At 67.6% G+C, this 24,168-nt stretch carries 20 protein-coding genes and 1 pseudogene; 14 read left to right on the forward strand and 7 right to left on the reverse strand.

The genetic code is table 11. The annotated features are described in order from the left end of the window. Positions 1 to 1,044: 1,044 nt before the first annotated feature. The 3 genes from DL991_RS10065 to DL991_RS10075 all read left to right on the forward strand — a co-directional run bounded on the left by DL991_RS10065 (position 1,045) and on the right by DL991_RS10075 (position 3,734). Entirely contained in the window at positions 1,045 to 1,509 is a 465-nt protein-coding gene (locus DL991_RS10065; RefSeq protein WP_148106358.1) for a hypothetical protein, read from the forward strand. Then, a complete protein-coding gene (locus tag DL991_RS10070) occupies positions 1,506 to 2,249 on the forward strand; it encodes a hypothetical protein (RefSeq protein ID WP_125783305.1) in 744 nt (247 codons plus the stop codon). Before DL991_RS10065 ends, DL991_RS10070 begins: the two co-directional genes overlap by 4 nt. A 417-nt stretch (positions 2,250 to 2,666) precedes the next feature. Next, positions 2,667 to 3,734 carry a hypothetical protein gene (locus DL991_RS10075; RefSeq protein ID WP_125783307.1) on the forward strand — a complete coding sequence of 356 codons (1,068 nt, stop codon included), beginning with the start codon at positions 2,667 to 2,669 and terminating at the stop codon, positions 3,732 to 3,734. Between the two features lie 62 nt (positions 3,735 to 3,796). Here the strand turns inward: DL991_RS10075 and DL991_RS10080 are convergent, their stop codons facing one another. The 3 genes from DL991_RS10080 to DL991_RS10090 all read right to left on the reverse strand — a co-directional run bounded on the left by DL991_RS10080 (position 3,797) and on the right by DL991_RS10090 (position 6,514). After that, positions 3,797 to 4,438, reverse strand: a complete 642-nt coding sequence (locus DL991_RS10080) for a hypothetical protein (protein ID WP_125783309.1) — start codon at positions 4,436 to 4,438, stop codon at positions 3,797 to 3,799. 148 nt (positions 4,439 to 4,586) lie between these two features. Next, on the reverse strand, positions 4,587 to 6,155 hold the full coding sequence (locus DL991_RS10085) for a hypothetical protein (RefSeq protein ID WP_125783311.1): 1,569 nt from the start codon (positions 6,153 to 6,155) through the stop codon (positions 4,587 to 4,589). Next, the gene (locus DL991_RS10090) at positions 6,152 to 6,514 is read right to left on the reverse strand and encodes a hypothetical protein (protein WP_125783313.1); all 363 of its coding nucleotides are present in this window, start codon (positions 6,512 to 6,514) and stop codon (positions 6,152 to 6,154) included. Before DL991_RS10090 ends, DL991_RS10085 begins: the two co-directional genes overlap by 4 nt. Before the next feature lie 710 nt (positions 6,515 to 7,224). Between DL991_RS10090 and DL991_RS10095 the strand changes: the two genes are divergently transcribed. The 4 genes from DL991_RS10095 (at position 7,225) to DL991_RS10110 (ending at position 9,750) form a co-directional block, all read left to right on the forward strand. Next, positions 7,225 to 7,725 carry a hypothetical protein gene (locus DL991_RS10095; protein WP_125783315.1) on the forward strand — a complete coding sequence of 167 codons (501 nt, stop codon included), beginning with the start codon at positions 7,225 to 7,227 and terminating at the stop codon, positions 7,723 to 7,725. Continuing rightward, entirely contained in the window at positions 7,694 to 8,326 is a 633-nt protein-coding gene (locus DL991_RS10100) for a hypothetical protein (protein ID WP_125783317.1), read from the forward strand. The genes DL991_RS10095 and DL991_RS10100 overlap by 32 nt, the downstream gene beginning before the upstream one ends. Positions 8,327 to 8,486: 160 nt before the next feature. Continuing rightward, positions 8,487 to 9,236 (forward strand): GNAT family N-acetyltransferase, encoded by a 750-nt coding sequence (locus DL991_RS10105; RefSeq protein WP_125783319.1) that lies wholly within the window; start codon positions 8,487 to 8,489, stop codon positions 9,234 to 9,236. A 91-nt stretch (positions 9,237 to 9,327) separates the two neighbouring features. Further along, the gene (locus DL991_RS10110) at positions 9,328 to 9,750 is read left to right on the forward strand and encodes a hypothetical protein (protein WP_158634399.1); all 423 of its coding nucleotides are present in this window, start codon (positions 9,328 to 9,330) and stop codon (positions 9,748 to 9,750) included. 562 nt (positions 9,751 to 10,312) lie between these two features. Here DL991_RS10110 and DL991_RS10115 read toward each other — a convergent pair. Both DL991_RS10115 and DL991_RS10120 read right to left on the reverse strand, forming a co-directional pair. Further along, a complete protein-coding gene (locus DL991_RS10115) occupies positions 10,313 to 10,519 on the reverse strand; it encodes a hypothetical protein (protein ID WP_125783323.1) in 207 nt (68 codons plus the stop codon). A gap of 216 nt (positions 10,520 to 10,735) precedes the next feature. Beyond that, positions 10,736 to 10,975, reverse strand: coding sequence for a hypothetical protein (locus DL991_RS10120; RefSeq protein WP_125783325.1), 240 nt, complete (start codon positions 10,973 to 10,975; stop codon positions 10,736 to 10,738). An 864-nt stretch (positions 10,976 to 11,839) separates the two neighbouring features. On the opposite strand from DL991_RS10120, the gene DL991_RS10125 reads away from it, so the two are divergent. From DL991_RS10125 to DL991_RS10145, 6 genes and pseudogenes are all read left to right on the forward strand, one after another. Next, positions 11,840 to 12,757, forward strand: coding sequence for an NUDIX hydrolase (locus DL991_RS10125; RefSeq protein ID WP_125783327.1), 918 nt, complete (start codon positions 11,840 to 11,842; stop codon positions 12,755 to 12,757). Positions 12,758 to 12,992: 235 nt separating this feature from the next. Continuing rightward, a pseudogene (locus DL991_RS43720) lies at positions 12,993 to 14,190 on the forward strand (IS110 family transposase). A 121-nt stretch (positions 14,191 to 14,311) separates the two neighbouring features. Then, the gene (locus DL991_RS10135) at positions 14,312 to 14,665 is read left to right on the forward strand and encodes a hypothetical protein (RefSeq protein ID WP_125783329.1); all 354 of its coding nucleotides are present in this window, start codon (positions 14,312 to 14,314) and stop codon (positions 14,663 to 14,665) included. Positions 14,666 to 14,773: 108 nt separating this feature from the next. Further along, entirely contained in the window at positions 14,774 to 15,403 is a 630-nt protein-coding gene (locus DL991_RS10140) for a hypothetical protein (RefSeq protein ID WP_125783331.1), read from the forward strand. A 247-nt stretch (positions 15,404 to 15,650) separates the two neighbouring features. Then, complete coding sequence (locus tag DL991_RS42580) at positions 15,651 to 15,797, forward strand: hypothetical protein (RefSeq protein ID WP_158634400.1); 147 nt, start codon at positions 15,651 to 15,653, stop codon at positions 15,795 to 15,797. A 278-nt stretch (positions 15,798 to 16,075) separates the two neighbouring features. Next, positions 16,076 to 17,173, forward strand: a complete 1,098-nt coding sequence (locus DL991_RS10145) for a hypothetical protein (RefSeq protein ID WP_125783332.1) — start codon at positions 16,076 to 16,078, stop codon at positions 17,171 to 17,173. A 192-nt stretch (positions 17,174 to 17,365) separates the two neighbouring features. Here the strand turns inward: DL991_RS10145 and DL991_RS42585 are convergent, their stop codons facing one another. Beyond that, positions 17,366 to 18,814 carry a hypothetical protein gene (locus DL991_RS42585; RefSeq protein WP_158634401.1) on the reverse strand — a complete coding sequence of 483 codons (1,449 nt, stop codon included), beginning with the start codon at positions 18,812 to 18,814 and terminating at the stop codon, positions 17,366 to 17,368. Beyond that, positions 18,811 to 22,206, reverse strand: a complete 3,396-nt coding sequence (locus DL991_RS10155) for an AAA domain-containing protein (protein WP_255433242.1) — start codon at positions 22,204 to 22,206, stop codon at positions 18,811 to 18,813. Before DL991_RS10155 ends, DL991_RS42585 begins: the two co-directional genes overlap by 4 nt. Positions 22,207 to 22,483: 277 nt before the next feature. Here DL991_RS10155 and DL991_RS10160 point away from each other — a divergent pair, with 277 nt between their 5' ends. After that, positions 22,484 to 24,148 (forward strand): hypothetical protein, encoded by a 1,665-nt coding sequence (locus DL991_RS10160; RefSeq protein ID WP_125783336.1) that lies wholly within the window; start codon positions 22,484 to 22,486, stop codon positions 24,146 to 24,148. Positions 24,149 to 24,168 lie beyond the last annotated feature (20 nt).

Genomic DNA, 24,168 nt, shown 5'->3' on the forward strand with positions numbered 1-24,168 from the left:
CGTGTCNGGATCACCCGTGTTGGTCGTGTCGATGCGGATCAGTTCACTGGTGAGCGTGACTGCCTCTTCGGCGGCTGCTTCGATCAAATTCGGTTCGGTCACCAGGCATTCCTACCATTGGTGGAGCCCGCCGACCCGGTGCCACCAGGTGGCGGACGGTGTGCGGCCGCCCACTCCCCCAGCGCGCCGGGTGCGCCGAGCGGACGCAGAACCGGCGCCGGGCTGCACGTGCTCCGGCAACTCCCAGCCGAGCCTCGCGGAGCCGGTCCGCGCATGAAGCATGCCTGCCCCGGAGCGAGCCAGGCCCGGCATCCGTTTGGCCGAACGGGACGCTCCTGAGGAGGCCGGGACCACAAGCCTTAGCCTTCCCGCAGATGCGGCTGCGCAGTCAGCCGATCACAACGCCCACGGCAGCCGGGGCCCACGATGGACGTCGAGGGGCCACTGCGCATTCGAGCTGGTCAGAACCGGTTAGTGCCGAACCGAACTGAACGTCCTCCGGCCCCCACAGGGCCCAGCGCCCTACACAGAAACGGACCCGGATAAGCAGGACGCAACCTCACGGCGCAACCGTTCGCCGATGCGGTGACATTGACAGCGCGCGCACTACAGTTCCACAATTTGCCCTTCGCGATGCCTACCGAGGCAACGATTCTGAGCGCGACATCGCCTGTTTCTATTAAGCAGCCGAAAAGTGCGGTACCGTGGTTATTGAAAACGGTCACGCGGTTGTCAAAATAAATTGATCACTGGACGCAGGGAAGTTCATCCCTCCACCTCGAAACGGATGGCAACAGGTGAGCAATCGGCCGAAAGGTCCGATGTCTACGGTCGTTACCTGGACTGACCTGGGAGGCACCCCTGGACAGGATCGACACACCAGACCTTCACCCGACTTCGCTACTGACTTTTAGCCATGCAATATGTGGGTGATACCTACGGGTATCACCCACATATTGCGTGGCGCGTTTCGAGCCTGCAGCGCCATACTCGAACACTGGTTTGCGGCATGACGTGAGGTCACATTCCTGGCATTCTGGGCGTGTGCCCAGGTTCTCGCGTTCCGAGATGGAACTTCGCCCGTCGATGCTGCGTCGGTACTCCGACAAGACCCTCAGCTGCTACCGCGCGCGCCTCGCGCACTACCAGCACTGGTGCCACCTTCGCGGCTACCAGGCCGGCACGAACGCGATCACGACCGCCAAGTTGCTCGAGTACGTCGACGACCAGATCGCCCGCTGGGACGACTCCTACGACCAGGACACCGACGCCTACCCGAAGTACCGGCCCGACACTATCCGGCAGACCATCAACGCGCTGGTCTACTGGGCCGAACGCAGCACCGGCCAGGCGCCCGACGACCGCGCCGCCAAGCAAGCCCTCAGTAGTTTCACCGAGACCTTCAACCGAACCCACCCGCCGGCCTGGCGCGTCACCGGACGACGATCACCACGACCCCGCCGCGCGGCGATCCCGCGTCCGCTCGACGTGGGCCGCGAGCGGCCATGACCACACGCGAACAGGATCTCGCACTTGGCCAGCGAGTTCAGCGACTGGCGGCCGACCCACGCGTGACCGGCGCACTGCTCAGCGCCGGCGCGGCGATCGCCACGATCCTCGACGGCGGCATGCACGACCAAGTGACGCTGGGCGGCATCCAGGACCTGGCGCTCGGACCGCAGCGCACGTCAGGCGGCCCGGTGACAGCGCCTGGATGGAGCGACCAGGACTTGACCGTCTGGTACGCCGAGCGACGCCTCGACCCGATCCGGGAGCTACTACGCAAGGACATCCGCCGCTACCAACCCCCAGCCGCCAAGCGAGTCTGCCAGGCGCCGATGCCCCGGAAAGGACGATGCGATCGCAGCTCAACCCGAAGCACCATGCTCACCGACTGGACAACCGGCCAACGGCAGTGGTGCGAGGCCTGCACCCGCCACATCGACTGGTGGACAACCTTCACCGCGGAACACGTCCGCGGCAAACCCGACATCGTGCCCCAGCCCTACGCGAACACCGGCGGCGCGCTCGCCCGCCACTTCCCGGAAATCGACTGGCCGCAGCTGTGGCACGAACTCGACCCACACTGGGAGCCGAGGCCAGAACGCGAGCCCGCCCAGAGCAGCCCTCCGAAACTGCGAGTCATCACCAGCGAACCCACACCACCACCGAAACCCTCCCGCACCCGCCGGCCAGTGTCACTCCGCAGCGCCCGTCTTATCCTGGTCCTCGACCCCTCCCAGCCCTGACGACATCGCCGACACGAAGGGCCTGGCCGGCGCACCTGTGAGAGATGGCAGTCGCCTCGATGCAGACCTGATCGCGACCGTGCCGAATCAGCCCCGGTCCCCGCTACACCGGGCGATCGCCGAACTGCTCGACCCCGGACAGGGCCGGCTCGCGCCGCGCCATCGCCCAACACCGCTGCCGCCACCAGATAGGATCCGGCCAACCCTTGGTCCGACCTCGACCGATCACCTGAAGTCGTCGCGGCCCAGCGCCGGCGCCGGCACGCCCGGCGTACCCGAACGAGTGAAGGTCGTCGCGGGTCAGGTGCTCGCACCTTTCGGTCACCGACCCCCTTCGCGGAAATCCGTTACGAGGCGCGTGTTCGCCGGGCTTACAGTTCTGCCGACGAGTCTGCGAACGACTGGAGGGATGACGTCATGGGCTATGACCAACCCGTGCTGAAGGCTCTCCGGGCGACGGAGGAACTGGCCAGCCTGCTTGAAGCTGACTTCGACACCGATCGCGGCGGGTTCACCTGGTGGCACGACTACGGCTTGGACCGTGTCGCGATCACCGGGATCATGGACTACCTATACGGCCTGGTCAGCGCGGTCGACGAGAATCTCCGTTCCGCGGCGGTCCACTTGGCCGATCTTCGCGAGAACCGATACGGCGAGGATCACGCCGTGATCAAGTGTCTGAAGGAGACCGGGCACCTCCCCAACTACCTGCAGCGCACCGACCTCGAAGCTCGGCGAGAGGCACGGATACATGCACACGAAGCCGGTGTTCTCCGCGCCACCGGGTCGATCCTCGACACCCTTGCCGGGGTCGTGATCGGCATCGGCGGCCTGGACAAAAGCATCGTGATGGCAGACATGGCCTGCCTAGAACCGCTGGACGAAGGAGCCGGCTACCCCGGCCTGAAGACCCGCAAGAAGCTGAACTTGACGGAGAAGGCACTCGCCCCAGACGACCCGCAGGGAAACCTCCTGCGTGCCACCCGGTCCTCACTCCTGCAGGCAGGCCCTGACGGCTGGCTGGACTGGACACGCTACAGCCGCAACGACCGCGTCCACCGCGCCTCCCGCATCAAGATGAGCATCTTCGGCTCCAACGGCAAAGTGGCCCGGCCGCTGCCACGACAACCCGACCACGCCGCGACGCTCGGGTTCCATCTCGCGAACGACATCGACACCATGCTGCTCACCGAGGACTCCCAGTCCACCCTCACCGGCGTCGTCGAATCGGTGAACTACGCCGTGATCGGCACCTTCCTCGCCTGCTCGGAACTCTGGCGCGCACGCCGCGACCAACCGGACCTGATCACCCAACCGAGTGGCCAGTGGACATCCGCGAAGCCGCCTCGCGTCGCCACCTTCAACGGGTACAACCCCGACACCATCGCCCCCCAAGGCGACCTGGCCGCACTGGTCAGCCCCAGCACCGGACGTCGACTCCAAGCCGCGAAAGTCGTGAACCGACAACACCCACCAACACCCTGAACCAGCGACGCCGAGCGGCATTGCCGCTGCAGACAACCTGTACCGAGGTCCCCGCCGGGGGGCTATGTCGGGTTGGCGAGCAGGGGAAATTCAGGACAGCTTCTCCAGTCCAACTGCTGGTTCAGGGTGTTCGCGACAAGATCGGCTAGGTGCCGGGCCCCAGTGAAGTAGACACGTGCGCAACTGATGGCGCCGTAGAGGTTCAGTGAGTGCTTGCTGTTCGGTTTAGGCCTCAACACCGTTGAAGCGGGAGGCTTGCCCTGTTTTACGGGTCCGGGCCAGACTTCGGGGCCCGCTCCGCTGACCAAGCCGTGGGTCAAGCAGTGGCGGACTTGCATCCAGCCCGCAGCTTCCTGCTTGAGCTGTACCCAGTTCAGGTTGTGCTGCGTCCAGCCTTGCTTTCCGGGGTGTGCTGGGATCTTGCGGATGTCGATGGACACGCCGACTCCGACCAATGCCTTCAGGTGCGAGAAGTTGTTGACGACCAGTGTTTCCGCGCTGTCGATGTCGGGGTTGTTGATGTTGACCTTTTGCGCGATCTGGCCGAAGCTCTGCCCCTGCAAGTAGAAGGCGGTCGCCAGAAAGTCTTCGGTGAAGCCTTCGAACGCCGAGATGACGCCAAGCGAAATGGCGGGCGCCAGAGCGCCTGCGTTGCCCGGGTTACCTTGCCGCCTCGGATGAAGCGCCATCAGCTTCGACGGCACGACCAGCGATTTCGCGTATCGCTCTACGCATGTCTGAAGCTGAGGCGAGAGCTGGAGAGAGCTGGGTGCCATGTGCGCTCCGGATTCTCAGTACGTGGTGGGAGGTGATTCCGGGGCCCTCGGCGGCATGGACGGGCCGGCGGGGCGTCTATTCAGCGGCGGGACGACCGTAAACCTGTCGGATGATCCACCAGGAGAAGGCCCAAATCGGATTCGGCGAGTCAGCGATATCAGTGCGGATCGGGTAGGCGCCGGGCATGTCGAACCCCTCGCGCCCGTCCCACACTCGGGACCCGACGTCATACCAGCAGCTGAGTTCCGCGGTCTTCGCGTCGTCGATGGTGACCTGGATTGACCATTCGCCGGCGTCGTCGGCGCGGTACTCGACGTCGACCGTGTGACTGTTGATCTCCCGCTGAAAGTCGCCGTCGTCGTCGAAAGGCCAGCCGTCGGGGAACTCGAGCCCCGGGATGACGTCCCTGAGCTCCTCCACGACACTGGAGAGCGCGTCACGATCGTCGTCGTAGGCGTCACCGGGATGCAGTGCGATCGTGCTGTCGGGCTGGATGTCGACGACCTTGCCTGCGGACAGGTCAACGAACACGTCGGCGCGCAGCAGCAACTCGGGCACGGTGCGGGTATCGGTGAGGTGCTGCTGGTGATGCAGCTCGGTGACGGTGGTAGCGCGTGCTTCGGCCAGCAGCATTAGCGTCGCCACCGCGAGATGCGGGGTCTCCCGGCCGACCTGATCGTCTCGGCGTCCCGCTTGTGCCGGGCCGGAATCCTCGGATTCGAGTGCGGTCGCGTCCAGTGCGGCAGCGGCGCCGGCGTCGTCCTCTTCCACCAGCACGGAAAAGATCCCCGCTACCCCGATGATGCGTGTCAGGGCGACCGAGTCCACGCGATCGACGTCCGGCGGCAGGTGAGGCATCACTGCCTGAGCGAGGTCACCTACTGCGCCGAGGTCGAGCAGACCCGTTCCCTGCTCGGCAGGAAGGCGCTCGGCCACGTGCCGCAGCACGATCCCCGCGGCGTCGCCGGAATCGACCTTGACGGTGAACAGCGTCGGAAGAAGGTTCCTGCGCGTACAAAGCAACGCGGTCGTGTGCTTCCACGCTGTCAGCGCATCCGTGATGTCGTGGTCCTCGGTGACGAACAACAGCTGTTCCGAGGCGTTACCCACTCGCGCCAGAACCTCGCGCAGCCACGCGCTGTCGGACGCACCGGTTTTCACTCGTTCGTCTTCGGGGCCCTTGCGTTTCGCCGGCGGCAGCTGCAACACCTGGTCCTTCAACCCGGCCAGCGCGTGCTCGGGCGACAGCGCGATGACCTCCACATTGGGAACCGCGGCGAGCTGATCCAGGAACGCCGCGGCCACCGCGTCCTTGTCGACGAACTCAGTCTGGAATCGGCCAAGGTGGGCTTTTTTTAGCCTCCGGTTCGGCGTGCTCACCGCGGTGGCCGCTGTGGTCCAGTCCTGCGCGAGGTGCTCTGCCCATTCCCAGGCCACCGGCTCGGGTATCCAGGCCGCAATGCCGATACGTGCCAGGTGCCCGGCGAAGGACGTCAGCAGATCGAGGTCCGGCCGGCCGTATCCGAAGCAGTTCGCGTCGAATACCACGGCCCGCAACTTGTCCCGGACCGCGACATCAAGACCGATCTCGGCCGAGGTCGGCCGCTTCTTCCGGCCAGTCGTCACATTTGCGCTCTTCGTCATGACGCCCGTCCCCCGTCAGCGGCCTTTCGGCTTTGAGTCGCGTCGGCCGGGAGCGCCGCGGTGAGGCGCTCCCGGAATCCGGCCGTGTCGTGGCGGACCAGCTGCACGATGCGCTGAGGGTTTCGCTGCGTGCCCTGCTCGGGGTCGGCTGTCGTGACCGTCGTGAAGGCCTCCGCGCCCGTGGGAGTGACTCCGGTGGTGTAGGGATCACCGGGGTAGGTGGCCACACCCTCCCACACCGTCCGGACGATGCACACCCAGCGATCCTCCTCGGTGACGAGGGAGTCACCCCGGGAACGATGCGGTTCTTCGCAGCGCTGATGGCTGATCGTCTGACCAGCCCGGCCTCGCAGAGTCATGGCCGCAGCGTAGTGGAGTTCATCTGGCGTCCTACGCCTGTTGAAACCTCCGGGAAGGATTCTCAGGGCGTCCGAATCCGCCCGTCTGCTGTAGCGGCGGCGAGGCGGATGACGACGAAGGAGCATGACCGACGCCAACAACGTGACGACACCTCCGCTGACTACGCCCGCTGCTGTCCAGCCGAAGGCGGGGCGGCGACCCCTGGCTGCCGCCCAGCGTCAGGGTCCCGAACGGTCGCGGCCATCGCAGTCCAGCGTGCGGTGGGAAAGTGCGTCTCAGGCTTGTCGCAGTTGTCGGCACGGCCGGGCACGGACCACAGGGAAACTCGCGATGCGGCATGGGGCGCGGCCCGGACGCGGTGCCGTCGTCAGGAGTGCTCATCGCGGCGGGCTCCAATCCGGGCTCCGTGATCGTGACGACGAAGGACAACCACGCCGCTACCTCAGCAGAAAACCGGCGGGGCGTAGTCCAGTCCCCCGGGACCCCGAAGGCTGGACTGCGAGCGTACCGAGCGGCCGCGGTCCGACTGGCGTCCGGCAGGGGGCGGTCGGGGCGTACCGCACGGTCGTGGCGTGCACGCCGGTTCCCGCGGGTGCCGGAGATGCCCCCGCGGGCGCGAGGGTTCCGCGCGACGACGACGTGGTGAATCCGGCGATCGCCCGGGTGTCGCGGTGCAGGAACGGCGACTTCGTCGCTACTGTCGCGGGCTGTGACTGACGAGGTACCTCACCACGATCCCGCGCGGACGGCCGAGCCCGACGTGCTGATCCGACGCGGAATCCCGTCGATGCCCAGCATGCCCCGCGACACGCTCCCCGCCATGTACCCGTACGAAGCGATCCATGTGGCCAAGTTGCTGCGCGAGCACGGCCTCGTGGTGGATTTCGAAGACGACCGCGCCGACCGGGAGTACTACACCCACGACGCGTTCGACATCTGGCTGCCGGTGATGAACCTAGCCGTCGGTGTCGTCGGCGGCGTGACCGTGGCCCTGATCAACGACGTGATCAAGAAGCTGACCAAACGGGGCGACGACGACGCAGACAGGCCGAACACGGTCTTGCACGTGGAGATCACCGTGACGGACCCCGACGGCCACCAGAAGCATCTGAAGATCGACGGATCTCCCGACGACGTCTTCACCGCTCTCGATCGCCTCAACCCGGACGAGGAAGGCCATGACGGACCCCACCACCTCCCCGGGGCATGAACGTCTGCACGCCGGTCTGACCACGGTGCGGGCGGCCCTGTCCCGCACCGTACCGGATCCCGGCCACCTGCAGCAGCTCGTGGAAGCTCGCGCCGTGCTGCGCTCGGCGATGGACCACCTCGAGGACGCACACCGCGACGACTTCGCCGCCGCCCACACAGCGCTCGATCAACTCGGGCGCCTGCTCCGGCAGCACTACCCGAGTGCCTGCGTCCTGCCGTTCCGCGATGGCACCTACCGGCAGGAATGCCCGGTCGAACTCGCGCACCTACGGGTCGGCCTCAGCCCCCGCATCCGGGTCATCGCATCGCACTGCTCGATCTGCAACCAGGATCCCGAGGACTGCGCTCACCTACCGGGGCGCGCCTACGACGGACAGCGCTGCCTTTCGGTGATCACCGACGCGGAAATCATCGACGTCGCCCTTGTCGGCCGTCCCCGGCTGCCGGATGCTCGAATTACCAGCTGGGGCATTGACCTGGAAACCCTGCAAACCGCCCTCGGGCCCACGTTCAGCCCCGGCGACCAAGTGCTGTGTGGCTCCTGCCTTTCGCCTTGCCGTGGCCTGAACCGGCAGTTTGAGAATTCCACCCACGGCTGACTGGGAGGGCCAGCTGGCAGGCGCCGGTGGAGAAGTCCGGATCGCCGCACTTCATCTCCCCCTTTCCGATCTGTAGCGAATACGTCAGGTTGGTGAACCTCGCCGGCTCACCCGACACGCTTCACCGGTTCTGTCGGTGCGCACTGGCAGCATCGGCCGGGTGCGTGCTGATTCGTCGGGGTTGACCGAACAGAAGCTGATCAGGGGCTGGCCCAGCGGCACGGCGGGGGTGAAGATCCGGCTGGCCACCGCCAGGGACACCCCGGCGATCGCCGAGCTGGCTCCGGCCGCCGGGATCGAGCTGACTCCGGCGATGGCCGACGCGATCCGGGCCGGGGTGATGGGTCGCGCCCACCGCGCTGGCCGTGCTCGCGGCCGCGAGCACGGCCAGCCGGGGTTTTCCCGTGCGGTCGCGCAGGCCTTTACCGACCAGGGCCCGGATCAGGCGTTCGCGGCCGCCTCCCTTGTGTTGGTGGCTGAGCACCGCGAGCACGGAGTGGTCGGCACCGTGATCGCCCTGCCGCCCCCCAATGTGACCGAGCAGTTCATGACTCACGCCGAGCGGATGAACGCCGCGGCGCCGGAGGTCCGCAAGCTCATGCTCGTCGGCATCCTGGGGCTGGCGAAAGTGGCCGTGCTGGCGGTGGCCGAGGCGCATCAGGGCAGCGGACTCGGCGCCGCGCTGCTGAGCCGGATCAAGAAGATCTTCTTCGCGCACGGGTACGTCTTCGTCTACGGCCAGATCCGCCCAGACCGCCCCGACCTGGCCGCGTTCTACCAGCGCCAGGGTTTCCATGTTCAGGAGCCGGATGAAGGTCTCGACCTGTGGGTCGTGTTCGGGATCCCCGGCGGAATTCAACCTGACCAGGGCGAGCGGTTCTTCGTCCGCACCCGGCCCCGCGAAGGTTGAACGGACAAGGCAGCGCCAGGTGGTGCGTCAGGGTGAGCAGCGCCGCTCGTGGGCCCTGCGGTGGGAGCATGCTGACGTACAGTGGGCCGCTGTGCCCAACAGAAGACTCTCGGTCGGCCTCTTCGTAGCGGCCGGCGCCCTCGTCCTGGCCGCGTGCGACAGTTCTGCCGCGCCGGACGCTGCTGGCCTCGATCCCGCGCAGTGTGCCGAGCCGACTTTTGCCAGTGCTCACACGGATTTCTGCGTCGACAAAGTCGCCGAGCCGGAGACCCCGGCAGCCGAAGCCGCCACCTTGCCCAACGGCTTGAAGGTCCGGATCATCTCCGGGAAGTCCGAGACCGTGGATTCGAAAGGCTACGACTCCGGCCCGACCGAGAGCGTCCTGGTCACCATCACTACCGAGATCACGAATACCGGCAACGCGACGTTCATCTTCCCCACGGCGAAGGGCAATGTCCGGGCAGAGTTGCTCTACGGCCGCAACCACGCCAAGGCGACGAACTCGGCCGTGTAGAAGGGCGACTTCACCGGCCTGCCGGAGCAGCTCGTTGCGGGCAAATCGGCGACGATGACGTCGACCTTCACGATGCGCGCCGGGGGCGCGGACAACGTCGTCTTCCGGTTCAACCCGGACACCACCGCGACAGACGACATCACCTTCACGAAGGTCCAGACCTTATACAAGTAGCGCTCACGCGCCTTCCCGGCCCCGTCAGCTCGCGTCCCGGCACCACAGCCGATCCCCTCGACTGACCAGCGACCAGCCTCCGCCGACCCCGTCTTCGACGAGGCCAGGGCTCGGCGACCACCTGCCCGCGGTCGCCGAGCTGGACATCGCAGAAAACTGGCGCTGACCGTCTCTCGCGGGTCACTCGACACGATCAACCCGCCAGCCGAGTGACCGTGGACGTACGTCACTCGCCCGCCGGCGCGGCGGGAGTAACTCAGCCTGTGCGCGACCGCGTCCAGGGATGTCTTCGGGACACCCTCGGGGCGGACGCCGCCCAGATCGCCCAGCGTGTACTCGACCATCGGCTGAACCCGTGGCTGTGAGACTTTTGCTGTTGCGCTGCCTGCTACGCCGGGGAAGTGGCCGGGTCGAGCAGATCGCGAATGGTGATGATTCCGCCGTGCAGCAGAGTTTCCACCGGATAGGCGTCCAGGTCGGGCGCGAGGACCTCGACCCAGCCGGACAGCTCCAGCGACTCGAGTACGTGCCAGGGGCTTCGCTGCCCCGGTCGTTCGGCCTGCTGTGTGAGCAGGCCGACTGTGTAGGCCACCACGGCGGGCCAGAACCGCTCGACGATGTCCGCCGGAACCCGGTCCTCTTCCCAATCGTCCTCGCCCTCGACCTCCAGTTCCTGGGCGAGGTAGGCATGGAAGAGTTCACGTCCATCGGGATGCGCCTGGTCGACTGCGGCGACTACGCGCCCGAGTGAGGCTCCGCACCCGAGCCCGGCCAGGGCCGCCGGGCGCTGGCCAGCCGGCGGGAGCCAGACTCAAATCTGGTCCGCGCTACTCCACGATTCCTGCGGTCGGTAGATGGTTCCGGCGTTCCGCCAGTCCTCCTCCAGCCAGTCTGGTAGCTCAGGGCCGCCGAGGCAGCACAGCAACGCCTCGACCCCGGCCCACCCCGCCGGTACGGCCAGATTCTCAGAGTTGGCCCGGTCGAGGTCGAATGCCAGCTTGCCGGGTTCGGCGTCGAGCAGGTCACCGTCGAACGCGCAGCACGCGCACACCGCGACCCGCGGTCTCGCTGGCTGGGCCAGCCCATCCCCGGCCCAGTTGTCACCGCAGATCCCGCAGGTCGCGGCGAGCGGACTGCTGGACCGCCTGCGGCGCGCGGAGGCCGCCTACGAAACAGCGCTGGTGGACGCCGTAACGGCCTTGACCATGCAGGGAAGCACAGTCCGCGACACTGCTGAGGCGACGGGGGTGCCGGTCCCTCGAGTGACGGCCATTCAGGTCAGCCCGCCCACGCCGCCCACCCGCGCGAGCAGAAAGCGCACACGGCGAGAGGATAGGCAACCCGCATCATTGGCGTAGCTCTAGCTTTGCGCGGCAGCGACTCGCCAGCAATGTGGTGACGGGATATGGCTCAAGATCCGCGGCCCTCCCGCGATCGCCGAGGCCGTCAACAGGGTCCCGCACCTGCCGACATCGGAGCGTCGAGGCGTGGTCGATTCGCTCGCACAGCCTCAGGCACTGACTGGCCGCGAGTGCGACGGTGGAGATCATGGCCATGTCAGATGAGCCACCGGCGCTGTTCACGCTCCTGTTACACACGTGACACCGCGCGCGAGCCACTCGCGCCGTTCCGGCGCCGGCTGACACACCACCGCGGCGGAACCACACTCGATGAGCCGGAGACGCCGCAGTCGTGGACGACTGGCTTCCGGCGTGCGGAGCCGGTTTGAACGGCTGAGACCCTCGCGGCCTGCAACCCGCCGACGACGACGTGATGTGTCCGCTGCAGCGGCATCGAGCAACGCCGCCGGCCCGACGCGCAGCTTGCGCTCGTCCGACCCCGCGCGGCAATCTGTCCTGGTTCTGGCCACTCGCTGTCCTGGAATGCCACCGGCGGCGATCCGATGATGTCGATCATGACCGTTTTCCCAATCCTGGACCGCGACGCCCAGCTCGTACCCGACGCCGACTGCTGGGGACACGCCTTCGGCGACCGCGGATATCCGGCTGAGACGCTCACGGAGATCGCGGGCTACGTGAGCGGTACCGTACAGCCGGGATACGGCCTTCGACTGTTCGAGACCAGTCCTGGATACCGGCCCGCCGTCGGTGACGAGTGCGCAATTCTTCCCTCCGGCTTCGACGCGTCGGGGCATCCCAACCGCACTTGCGTAGAACCGGCGGCCACCGATCCGGATTTCGTGACGGCGTCAGACTCGCCGATCCAGCTCGACGACGGCCTGCGCCGGCACTTCACGGCACAGGGCTGGGTGCGGGATCAGCACGGTCGTCCCCTGCACCCCCACCATCAGCAGCTAATCGCCGATCCCCGCATCGGCCTGCCGACCGGGATCGGGTTCTTCCACTTCTACGGCGACAACCCCGTCGTCGACGTTGTTGTGACCTCGCCAACCGGACGCGTTCTGCTCATCACCCGCGCCACCGCCGATGGGACGATCCCGGCTCTACCGGGCGGCTATGCGATTCCCTCGGACTTCGGGCGCACGGCGTCACGATGGCGTGCCGGCGACCGGCTGCCCACACTTGACGGCCTCATCGCCGCCGGCGCACGGAAATTGGCCGAGGAAACTGGACTCGTGGTCCCCGGTGACGCGACCGTCCGGATCGTGCGCGCGATCCGGCCGATCTCCTCACCGCACACCATCAACGCGTGGACCACGACCTACACACTTCGTGTCGATCTCCCCACGTCACCGTCCCCGCTGCACGCGCGCCCCACAGTGGCCTGGCATGACGGCGATCATCTGCTCGAGCATGGGGTCCCAGGCCTCTGGCCCGATCACCGAGCCGCTCTTCGAGCCGCGCTCGGCTGACCACGCCCCCGCTGTCGGCCAGGCAACGAACTGCAGAGTGCCAGCCCGGAAGCTCCGGGCTGGCACCTGACACCCACAGGCCCGACGAGGGTGTCGGACGACAAGGATTCTGCAGTCTTGACGTCCACCGACGATCGGCGGCCCGACAGGCGGGGGGGCTTACTGCTGGACCGTTGGCCGGGGTGCGCTTCGAAGTCGACGAATTGCGTGGCACCGTTATCTGCGGTGGCGCGGACTGCCCTGCTCCGTCTATCTCGGGTTCGACGTCGGCAAAGGCGAGCACCACGCGGTCGGCCTGGACCCGAACGGGAAGCGGCTGCACGACGCGCCGCTGCCGAACAGCGAACCCAAGCTTCGGGCGATGTTCGACAAACTCGCCGCTCACGGCCCGGTCCTGGTCGTGGTCGTGGTCGTGGTCGTGGTCGACCAGCCCGCCACGATCGGCCGGTCGCGGTCGCCCGTGCCTGCGGTTACAAGGTGGCCTACCTGCCAGGTCTGGCGATGCGCCGGATCGCCGACCTCTACCCGGGCAACGCCAAGACCGACGCCCGCGACGCCTATGTCATCGCCGACGCCGCCCGCACCCTGCCGCACACGCTGCGCCAGCTCAACGTCGACGACGAGGCCCTGGCCGAGCTCGACGTGCTCGTCGGGTTCGACGACGACCTCGCCGCCGAGGCCACCCGGATCAGCAACCGCATCCGCGGACTGCTCACCGGCATCCACTCCGCCCTCGAACGCGTCCTCGGCCCCAAAGCCTCCCACCTGGCGGTGCTGGAAATCCTGTCCCGCTGCGGCGGCCCGATCGGCATCCGCAAAGCTGGCCGCCGCAAACTCGCCTCGATCGCGACCACACGCCCCGCGCATGGGCGCGAAACTGGTCGAGGACATCCTCGCCGCGCTCGACGAGCAGACCGTCACCGTCGCGGGCACCCGCTGCCGCTGACAGGATCCTGCCCAGACTCGCTGACAGCCTGAAAACCGTTCTGCTGCAACGGAAACCGTCGCAACCGAGGTCGAGGAGATCCTTGATGCGCACCCTCTTGCCCAGGTCCTGTCCTGGATGCCCGGCATCGGCGTCAGGACCGCCGCCCGCATCCTCCTCGAGATCGGCGACGCCTCCGGCTTCAAATCCTCCGGACACCTCGCCGCCTACGCCGGGATCGCTCCGGTCACGCACCGATCCGGCAGTAGCATCCGCGGCGAACACCCGGCCAGAACAGGCAACCGCAAGCTCAAACGCGCGTTCTTCCTCGCCGCCTTCGCCGCCTTTGTCCGACCCAACCAGCCGGGCCTACTACGACCGCAAAGAGCCGAAGGCAAGAAAACACAACGCCGCCCTCATCTGCGTCGCCCGACGACGCCGCGACGTGCTATTCGCCATGCTTCGCAACAAGACCCACTACCAGCACCCCGAACCCCAAGCGGCTTGACAACTTCCATAGGGACGCCCCCCTGCACTCGCCAATGCACGCGCCCCACACGAACACAGCCCATCCGGACGTGTCGCCGCCGCGCGAAGACTGGCGAACGCCTGGCAGTACCCTGGCGCGCATGGTGGCCGCTGACCAACCGGACTATCCCGCGGGCGAACTGAAGCACCTGCTGGCGGTCCGGGCCGAACGCTTCGCGACAGAGCAGGCGGTCCACCTCCTGCGTCAGGCGATCAAGTTCGGAGACACCGACCAGATCGCCGCCGGCGTGACGGCCGCGATCGACTCGGTCCATCACCTCGCCACCCTGGCCACCGCACCTCCAGGCAGCACGACCTCCACCCAACTGCGAACCCAACTAGACGAGTGCCAGACCTCCTTCCACGAGGCGCACCAGCAGGGCGACACCGACGGCGTCATCGGTCGCGGCGAACTGGTTGGCGACGCGGTGATGAACTACGCGATCTACCTCTAGCCGCACTGGCCACAACGAGCCGGTACCCGCCCCGAACGCCCGGTTCGCCACGACGATGGGCGGCCCACGCCTCCTTGTTCCAGCCCACCTGCCCTGGGGAGAGCGCTCATGCCTGACGACGAGATTCAGCTCCACGACTCCGCAGAGCCGTCGAACGAACCGTCCGACGACCTCGGCATCCCGGTCATTTTCGACGTCGTCGCCTTGGCCACCCATCTGATCAAGCGGGGCGTCACGTTGACCACGGACCAGCTCGCCGTCGCCGTCTACCGGGTGCCCGGCGATGACATGCCCGTCCTGCTCGACACCCTGCACCGGCACCGCCTCATCACCGACCACGCGCTGAGCGGCTTCGTCGGGCTCGCCTGGTCACACGCCGAACGACCCGACCTCGCACTCAGCCGTGACCGCTGGCGGACGCTGTTCACCGCCGCCGGCTACACCGAAGACGGGCGCCGCGTCCCGCGCCCCACCCAGCCGCTTCGGCTGTACCGGGGATCGGTCGCCGACCGCCGCGACGACTGGTCCTGGACCGAATCCCGCCACATTGCCCGCACCTACGCCGCCGGCGGCTTCGGCAACCGTCTGCCGGGCGCGATCTGGACAGCCCTCGTCGAACCCGAACGCCTGCAGGCCTGCAACACCGACCGAGACGAAGCCGAGTACGTCATCGACACTGCGGGGCTCACGATCAGCCCCGTGTCCGGCGGAACCGTCCTGATTGACTCCACCGCATGAGAACCCACATGTCCCAATCTGGAAGCGACGCATGCCAGGCCGGAAAGGTGCGTGGATAACACAGTGAACACTCCTGCTCCGGATGTGACACCTAGCCGAAAACGCAGTCGGCCCCTCCCGAACATTCGTCCAGACTGCACACCGACAGCAACTTCGTTGCTGTATAATGACTTTAGCGTTCATGTAAAGCATGGCTCGACGTAGTGGAATTCCTGCGACGCAATTGTCTCTCTGATTGGAGTACACCATGAGCAGCGGCCCCGACTGGGACGATGTCGACTTCAAGGCTCTCGATATCGGTCCTTGGGAAATCGGAACCAGCACACAGCCGACCCTCAGCGAAATCGCCTTGTTCAACGCCTTGAACGAGGTCCCACTTCCCCCTCGCGACTGACATCGTGTCGCAGAGGATGCTGCCGGCGGTCAGTGTTCCACCGGGCGCCTGCCGCCCGTGCGAGCGGTGCCGGGGCAGGATCGCGCACACGACGCGGCAACTGAACTGTGGCGTTGGGTCCGTATTCCCACGTCGCCCTGCTAGCTAGTAGACTGCGCTGGCGTAAGCTTTTCACCGCAGCAGCCCCGCTCATCTCGGGCTGAGGATCGCAACGACACACCCGAGCGCACACCTGTGCGCTCCTCGTCGTGCCCAGCCTCACGAGAGCGGAGATGAACGTGTCCACACTGGACGACCTCTACCAACAGACCCTGGCCGCAGTTCCCGGCGGCGCCTGCCGCATGCTCGTCGCCTACAGCCGCGCACGCCTCACCCGTGTCGAGCCGGTCGCGCACCTGCTCGACCACGACCGAGTCGTGGTGACACCCCACGAAGACGGCGGTGTGACGCTCGTGTGGGATGAGTACAACGGCCACGTCGCGGCCGAAATGTTCAGGCTCACGATGGGGATGGTCTTCACCGGGCCCGGCCTCCTGCTCGACCCGCCGGAGCAGTTCTACACGCACCCGGACGGGTGGTGCCCGGCGTGCGCGGAAGCCCCGCTGGAAGGCCCGCCAGTATGGGGTATCTGGCTCTCCCAAGACTGGGAACGCGGCCACGTGCGCGCTGAACTGCAGTACGGCCAGCCACGGTCCGTGTCCAGGTTCGCCAACCGCACGGTCGCCGAGCAGGAGATGCGCTCGCACCTGGCCGCGTTACGCCGCGACCGGCAGCGTCGGCGCTCAGCCCTGCCGGTGGAAGTCCTCGTGCTGGACCGCAACCCGCGGCGGGCGCCGCGTTTCCGGCGGGACGCTATCGGCGAGAATTCCCAGCTGTGGCTCTGGCACGAGGACCCCACCGCTTCCCCAGCGGCCGCCCGACGTCACGGCGCATGGCCCGACGAGGTCTGGCTGTTCCCCCACGACAGCGAAGAAGCCGACGAGGTCGTGGTCGTGCCCGGCACAGAGTTCGCGGCCCGCGCCCGCGCGGAAGACCACGACACGGAACGCCGCGAGCGTGCGCGCCGTGAAGCGCGACGCACCGGCGAGCAGGTCACCACGCTCGACGGCTACACCATCGTCTGGCACCGCGAGAACGACACCGACGTCGAGGGGTATCTCAAGTCAATTCTCGATCCCCGCTCGTCCGAACCCGCGCACCGGATATGCGCCGACGGAACCCAGGTACCGCTCGACGGCGCGCCCCACGGGCTGACGGTATACGGGACCAATCGGTTCAACCGGCCGTGTTTCGCCGACGCGGCGACGATGACCCCGCAGTACGCCCACCTGCTCGACGGCATCAAGCAGTCTCGCGGCATCACCGTGGGCGGCTGAACCCGAGAACCTCAGGATGCTACCCGTGGCGGTCGCACGCAGCGCGTCGGTGTGGCGCGCCTGGTCGATGATCGTCGCCGCTTGCCGACACGGGATTGCTGCGCGAAGGCTTGCCCTGGTCGCTTTCGCCGACTCGGCGTTCCCCACGCCGCCTGAATCACACCGGCCCGGCGGCCGACCTCTCGCGCGCCGCTACGTGACAATCGTCAGGTCGATGGCGGATACGCACTGGTGGTACCTGTCGTCGACTGCGTCGGCCGAGCGCACGAGGGTGCCTTCTTCCTGCCGGTAGACCCGGTTCGGGCCGCGGTAGGACAGCCAGTCGAAGCTGGTGTTGATCCAGGTGTCGTCGAAGATCAGGTCGTGCGCCATGGCGGTATCCACGCGCACGAGGGTGAGGTTGTCGTGTGTGTCGGCGAGGCGCTGGAGGCGATCGAGCGCGTCGTGGTCGTGGTCACGATCAGGGTGGCCGAGCCCGTAGGCGATCCGGGCGACCAGGTCCCGTCGCCTCAGCATCACCTCCAACTGGGACTCCAGGCCGTCGGTGACGACTGCGGCGCGCAGGACCGGGGCGACGAGCAGGAACCGGCGGCGTGCACTGGCCACGGCGGCGGCGAGCAGTTCCGGGTGTTCGAAAGACGGAACGCTGCGCACGGTGAGGGCGGCCAGTTCCGCGCGCGCGGTGGCGGCGTCCTCGTCATCGGCTGCGAGGACGGTGCCGGGTTCGGTCGCCGCTGGGGTGGTGTCAGCGCGCCGTTGCAGGCCGCGGACCGTGTCGTGGGGCGTGCGCTGGGCGGCCAGTTGCGGAGGCAGGGCGGGTTCCCCGACGGAGGGTTCGACGCTGATCCTCACGGCGCCGACGCCACCGGCTTCGGCCAATGCCTGATCGTGCGGTGTGCTGACGATGTCGTCGACCACGACGGTCAGGCGCACGTCGGCGAAACCGGCGGCGGTGAACACGAGGATCACGGCGGGCATGTAATGAAGGTATTGGCGGGTGACGGCGTCGACCGCGAGCACGTCGACCAGCTCGCTGCCGCTCGGCCGGTACGCTCCGGCGCCGGTGACCTGGTGGTGCGCTGGGCCGAGAAGACGGTTGATCGCGCGGGGAGTGACCTCATCGGTGGTCACGTCGCGGGTGCGTTTGGCGGGCAGGATCACCATCCCGTCCGCGGCGGCGTCCTTGCGTCCGATCAGCTCGAACTTCCTGGTGGCCGTCGGGGCCCACAGGAGCCGGTCGAACCCTTGCGGGTGTGTGACGCGCTGCGGCGAGGTGGTCTGCAGGTCCTCGGCGGCGACGGTGCCGGATCGAGTCAGGCTGATCCGGCGGGTGCCGTGATGCTCGGGGTGCGGGTCGGGGCGGTAGTCCAGATGCTCATCGGACAGCCGGCGTGCGACGGCGGTGCGGACGGCGTCGTCGCCGATGCCTAGCACGCCGGCGACCTCATTGATCGTGTCCACTCCCTGCCGGCAGAGCCGCAGGACGAACTCGTCCACTACGGGCAGCGGTTTGCGTTGCTGTGCCAGGACTTCGAGGGTAAGCCAGGAGAACGGGATCGCCGCGGGCTGCGCGGTGACGAGGTGGTAGCCGGGGTGCAGTTCGCTGTAGCGGCGTGCGGCGATTGTGGTGGCGTCGGTCATGCTCGGGCCGCTCCTATCCGGCAGGTGTCGGGGTGCTTGCGCAGGTGGGTCAGGACATCGCGCAGCGGTCCGGGGGCTTTCTGGCAGAACGTGGCGTCGCCGACGATGACCAGCCCGAACCGGGCACGGGACAGCGCGACGTTGATGCGGCGCCAGTGCCGTTGCCCGAGGAACCCGAGATCGCCGCGGGTGTTGCTGCGCACGACCGAGAAGAACGTCACGTCGGCTTCGCGGCCCTGGACGGCGTCGACGGTGTTGACCTCGATGTTCAGCTGCGGGGAGCCGAGCCCGGCGACCGCGTGCTGCAGTTCCTCGCTTTGCTTGCGGTAGGCGGTGAGGACGAGCACGCGCAGCGGCTGTCCTTCCGCGGTCCGCAGGGTGCCCTCGGCCAGCGCGGCACGGAGGTCGGACAGGGCCCGCTTGATCACCTGAATCTCGTAGGGGTTGACCAGGCTGGTTCCGCGCCGCTCCTCGCGCCGGGGCTCCGCCGGGGTGGTGTCGAGCCAGGTGACCGGGTGATACAGCCGCTCCCAGCCGGTGAGTTCCGGTGTCGCCGCCGAGCGCAGGGCGCCGTCGTAGAAGCAAGCCGAGACCAGATCTCCGATGCCGCGGTGCATGCGGTACTGGTGGGTGAGCTGGTGCCGGGTCTCGTCCGGGGCGGTGGCCAGCAACTCCTGGAACAGGGTGCGTTCGACCTCGGCGCGCTGCAGCTCGTGGCGGGCCATGAGGTCGTCGTGCTGGAGGACCTCTTCGTGCATCGGCGGGAGCTGCTTGGGGTCACCGACGAGCACCCATCGCTTGGAGCGGGCCAGCGGGACCAGGGTTTCCGTGGCGGTGGCCTTGGACGCCTCGTCGAGAATGCACAGGTCGAACTCCAGCTCGCGGACCGCGGGATGGGCCAGGAACCCGAGACAGGTCCCGGCGACCACCCGGGCCTGCTGCAGCAGGACCCCTTCCAGATCCCGGCTGGACTCGATCCGCTGGAACCACTCGCCCTGCAGGCTAAGGATGTCGACCAGTGTCTCCAATCCAGGGATCTCCTGGGTGAGCGCCGCGACCGCGGCACGCATCGCGCTGACAGTCAGCTCCCCGTCCGGGGGCAGCATCGGGTCGAGCCGGTCGGCTCCGAGCAGTGAGCCCGCACGTTCGCGCAGACCCGTGATCCGCGCGGTCTGCCGCGCGACCTGCTCCCGCACGGTGTCGGCATCGGACATCGCGTCGTTCTCGTCCGGATCGGACGACGAGGCAGGGCCCCGGCGGGTCCGCGTGCCGGCGAGGTCTCCGAGTGTCGCCTGGGCCGAGGACAGCTCGCTGAGCGCGGCGAGTAGTTCCATCAGCGCGCCCGCCCCGTGGACGTCGTTCTCCGCAACGGAGGCGTCCGCCGCGAGCCGCGCGAGGTGCAGCTCGGCGTTCGTGCGGATCTCGGCGACCCACAGCGGCATCCGGTGATCGAGCAAATGACGCTGGGCCTGCTCGGCGATTCGCTCGTCCCCGGTCCTGCCGAGCCGGACCAGGTCCTCCGTCCCGGAATCGGCCAGCCGCACCAAGGCGTTGTCCACGGCGACATGGGTCTGGCTCACCAGCAGGATCCTCGCCTGCGGGTTGCGGTGCAGCTCCTGGCGCACCAGTTCGGTGATAAACCCGGTCTTGCCCGTGCCCGGTGGTCCCTCGAGCAGAATAAAGTCCGGACTGCCCAAGGCTTTGGTCACGCCGGTGCGCTTGTCCTCGTCCAGGTCGGCGTTGAACCAGGCGGGTTCGACAACGGTCCTCGGCGTGGCGATGCGCCGTGGATCGACCAGCACGTCCCGCAGCTGGGGCCGCACCGCGATTCCGGACCGCACGTTCAGCACCGCCTCGCGCTGCCGCCGCAACGCCGCCCGGCTCGCCCGCGTGTCGAGCACAAGATCCCCGACGCTGGTGACATTCGTCGGCCGCTGGGGGTAGGCGAGGATGACGGTCTTGCCCTCCTGCGCCACCACCACTCCCGCCCCTCCCGGTGGCGCGTCGGAGTCCAGGGCACGGCACAGCCGGTCCTGCCCGACGATGTCCGTGTCCGGCGCCGTGTCCAGGCTGAACCGAACCCGCTTGCCCTGCACTGTGGCGTTACGGAACCGCAGCGGGCCGGAACGGACCCGTTCGAGGTCGTCCTTGGCGTCCAGCAGGTCCAGCCACACGTCAAAAGCATGGTTCTCGTCGCGCCGCCGCTCCTCGTCCTCGACACGCACGTAGTGCTCGTCCAGAGCCGCCAGGATCATCTCCATCGCCCGGCGCGCGTCCACCGGCGGCAGGCGACGCGAGGTCCACAGCACCTCGTCCGCCACCGGCCAGCCGTTCCGGCGAACCCAGTCCAGCCCCTTCTCATCCGAGGCGATCTCCCGGGCCACCACGAACGCGGGACTGCTCCCGGGCGCGATCGCCAGCCGCAGACGCCGCTGCTCCCCCACCAGATCGAACGTGTCCGACTGCCGGGTGCCTGTCTTGTGGTCGACGACACGCGCGAGGTGGCTTCCGCGCGCAAACTCCGTCCGCAGGGCCGCTTCGATCGCGTCGGCGTCCTGATCGAACGGAGGCGGCGCCAACCGGCGGGCGGCCTTCTCCTGGATCACCAGCTGAGCCGCCCGCTGGGTCAACCATTTGCGATTGCGCCGATCGCGGATCTCGCGCAGTTCACCACGCAGGACGACCGCGTTCGGGAGCCGGTTCGCCCGGTTGCGGCTAGTGCACCGCTGCAGCAGCGCGCCGATCTCCGGCGGCACATTGAGCTGCTTCAGCGCCGCGGTGATGTGCGGGTAGTCCTCGAACGGGCCGGTGCTGAGGCACCGCAGGATCGTCGTCGCCAGTCCCCACGTGTCCTGTGCGGCGCTGGTCATCTCATCCAGCTCCGGCGGCGCATACGGACGGGAGGCGAACTCGGCCACGGTCACCTCGGTGATAAGCCTGCTGCGGATTTTGCTGATGCCGAAATCGGCGAGCATCGGCTGCCCCTCGGCCCCGACGAGGATGTTGGCCGGTTTGACGTCGCGGTGCACCACGTCACGTTCATGCGCGTGTGCCAGCGCGTCGGCCAACGGCAGCGCCCACCGGTCGGCGAAGTCGTCCCACCCGATGTCCTCGGCCGGCGGCAGGGCGTCCCGCAGTGTCTCCTGCAGCCACGGGAACACGAGATAGAACGCGTTCTCGCCATCGTCTTCGCCGTGGTCGGTCAGCGAGACGATGTTCGGGTGGTTCAGCCGCTGCAGAGCCTCGACCTCGCGGCGGAAGAACACACGGTGGGTCTGATCGGCATCGGCCCGCGGGATCAGTTTCACCGCGACCTGGTGGCCGGTCAGGTGGTCGGTGGCTTTCACCACCGTTGACGCGCCGCCCTCACGGACGGGTTCAGGCAAGATCACGTATCGGTCGGCTACCGCGCGCAGCAATTCGCCCCTCTCCCGGACCTCGGCCGAGGCACTTTACCCGCCATGAGCCGGCCGCACGGGTCAACGCGCCGACCGAGCGAATCGATCAGCACGCTGTCGTTTACCGCTGCGTCGCGTACTTCCGGTGCTGCCCGCGCCCACAGATCGTCCTGACACCAGAACAATCGTTTCCCGCCCCGTACGGGTTTGTTCCATCGTCTTCGGTGTGCCGTCCGCGTAGGAGCGTGACCGTGCGGGGAAGATGACGGCCGTGCGGATCCCCTGGGATGAACTGGCCGAGTCGCCGAAGAAGGCCGAGCAACTGTTCGACCTGCTCATGCACGCCGAGTACGGCGACCGGGTGCGCACGATCAACGGAGCCGGGGGCGACGGCGGCTGTGATGCCTGGTTCGAAGACATCCGACGCGCTGTGGAGTTCAAAAGCTGGACGAAGCTGGGGAATTCCCAGCGGGCGCAGGCATCCCGCTCGCTGAAGCGAGCGTCCGAGAACGATATCGCCTCGTGGGTCCTCGTCGCGCCGGTCCATCCGACGCCGAAGGACTGGGAGTGGTTCGACGATCTGAAAGCCAGGTATCGCGACTCGATCGACCTGCAATTTCTGGAGGTCCGCTGGCTCGAAGCCAAGCTGGCCAAGTATCCGGGCATCGCCCGCTTCATCCTGTCCACCCCGCACCAGGAGGTCGTCGACCTGCTGCGCGAGCTGCATCAGGAACAAGCCGCGATGACCGGTGGCGTGCCTGATCTGCTCAAGCGCCTGACCGTCCTGAGCACGCGCGCCGACGAGTTGTCGCCGATCTGGGGCGTGGACTTCGCCTCCCGCGGAGGCCGGAACGAGGTGTCCGTCCGCTTGCAGGAGGGCATTCCTCCCCAGCACATCGAGGTCCACCTCGATGTGCCCGACGACCCGGCTGGATCAGCCGTGACCGGCGACGTGGCCGCCGCGCTGCATTACGGCAGTGGCACGGTCATCGAACCCGGATGCATTACCCGGGTGGAGAACGAGGCGATCAGCGCACTGAACCTCCCGTGGCAGCAGGTGGCGATGGTGTTGCCGGACCAGCGGGTCACCGCCGGATTCCCGCGCGCGGCCACGCTGCGCGCCCGAACCCACGAAGGCGCACGTGGTCGCCCGCTGCATCTGACGCTGCACTACGCCACCGAGGGCTCCCGGGGCATGTACGTCCACGGCGCCGACTCCACCGGCATGCTGCGCGTCCGCTTGCGCGTCGACCGTCCCGGACAGCTGGAGGCCGGCACGAATGTCGGCGTGCTGCTCCAGTACGGCCCCACCGATACCCAGCATGCCGCCGCGGTCGACCCCGAAGCGCTGCTGCGCACGGTGAATGCCCTGGATTCCCTCGATCACACACCCGGCATGGCCCTGACGCTGGGTACGGAACAGATCGACCTCGACGCCGGACTCCGCGAACCCACCGGGAACTTCGCGCCGATCTCTCGCGCGTTGCAGGACTTCATTGTCGTCCGCGACGAGCTCGACATCGCGCTTCCTCTGCCTGCTCACTGGTCAGCCCACGACGAACGCAACATCGCGTTGCTGGCCGGCCTGCTGCGCGGCGACGAGGTCGCCATGCCGCTGAACTCCACGGTGTGCCATCAGATCAGCACCGTAGAGGAGGCCCGCCTTTACATGGACCTGCTCGAGAGTGGGCACGGCGGACGGATCGAATTCGAGATAGTCGGCTTGTCACTGCCCATCGGCCAGGTTCAGGTGCCGACGGAGCCGCTCTACGTCGCGTTTACCCGGGCACAAATCGCCAACGCCACGGAGGTCGCGGAGGCGATCACCGCCAAGGACAGTGCCATCCCCGTGGACATTCGTCCGGCGCCTGGCTCGACCGTCATCGGGCGCAGAACGCCGTTCCCCAGTCCCGGCGGCACGTCACCGGTGATGTAGGACGTTGCGAGCGTTGTCCA

Origin of the sequence: Amycolatopsis sp. WAC 01375 (assembly GCF_003947325.1) — a bacterium.
Taxonomy (GTDB): domain Bacteria; phylum Actinomycetota; class Actinomycetes; order Mycobacteriales; family Pseudonocardiaceae; genus Amycolatopsis.

What these genes read in the sequence shown, in the direction of transcription:
- DL991_RS10070 (WP_125783305.1), top strand. Translation starts at nt 1,506, where the DNA reads ATGACCACACGCGAACAGGATCTCGCACTTGGCCAGCGAGTTCAGCGA.
- DL991_RS10075 (WP_125783307.1), top strand. Translation starts at nt 2,667, where the DNA reads ATGGGCTATGACCAACCCGTGCTGAAGGCTCTCCGGGCGACGGAGGAA.
- DL991_RS10085 (WP_125783311.1), bottom strand. Translation starts at nt 6,155, where the DNA reads ATGACGAAGAGCGCAAATGTGACGACTGGCCGGAAGAAGCGGCCGACC.
- DL991_RS10090 (WP_125783313.1), bottom strand. Translation starts at nt 6,514, where the DNA reads ATGACTCTGCGAGGCCGGGCTGGTCAGACGATCAGCCATCAGCGCTGC.
- DL991_RS10100 (WP_125783317.1), top strand. Translation starts at nt 7,694, where the DNA reads ATGACGGACCCCACCACCTCCCCGGGGCATGAACGTCTGCACGCCGGT.
- DL991_RS10125 (WP_125783327.1), top strand. Translation starts at nt 11,840, where the DNA reads ATGACCGTTTTCCCAATCCTGGACCGCGACGCCCAGCTCGTACCCGAC.
- DL991_RS10135 (WP_125783329.1), top strand. Translation starts at nt 14,312, where the DNA reads ATGGTGGCCGCTGACCAACCGGACTATCCCGCGGGCGAACTGAAGCAC.
- DL991_RS10140 (WP_125783331.1), top strand. Translation starts at nt 14,774, where the DNA reads ATGCCTGACGACGAGATTCAGCTCCACGACTCCGCAGAGCCGTCGAAC.
- DL991_RS42580 (WP_158634400.1), top strand. Translation starts at nt 15,651, where the DNA reads ATGAGCAGCGGCCCCGACTGGGACGATGTCGACTTCAAGGCTCTCGAT.
- DL991_RS42585 (WP_158634401.1), bottom strand. Translation starts at nt 18,814, where the DNA reads ATGACCGACGCCACCACAATCGCCGCACGCCGCTACAGCGAACTGCAC.